This window comes from Pseudomonas sp. DE0010, assembly GCF_007680745.1.
Taxonomy (GTDB): Bacteria; Pseudomonadota; Gammaproteobacteria; order Pseudomonadales; family Pseudomonadaceae; genus Aquipseudomonas; species Aquipseudomonas parafulva_B.
The window spans coordinates 1-305 of the sequence record NZ_VEJQ01000139.1; the positions used below are offsets into that span (position 1 = coordinate 1).

1 protein-coding gene is annotated in these 305 nt (G+C 61.3%); it reads right to left on the reverse strand.

The annotated features are described in order from the left end of the window. Positions 1–190, reverse strand: a 190-nt coding sequence (locus FS767_RS23095; RefSeq protein ID WP_218571745.1) for a hypothetical protein, incomplete at its 3' end; no start/stop codon positions are given. Positions 191–305 lie beyond the last annotated feature (115 nt).

Sequence of the window (305 nt, forward strand, 5' to 3'; positions counted from 1 at the left end):
TGGCCATCGACAGCATCACAGCAGCGGTAGAGGTGATCAGCAGCTTTTTCATGAGTTCGGCCTCGTCGAAATAAACCTGTGAATCTGATGGGGCCCGCGCCGGAACGGTGGCGGGCATCAGCTGCGGACGGGCAGGTCCACAGCGCACGTCACAGTTGACTGCGGCCTGGAATGCCGGGTTCCAGGGCATTTGTGAACATTTGTGGGCGAATGGCCGCTCCGCTGCCGGGCATTTGCCCAGCGCCCTCGTCGTAGCGCTTCCCAAGCATCGCTAGGCGCCTGACAATTCGTCAGACGAACCCCCT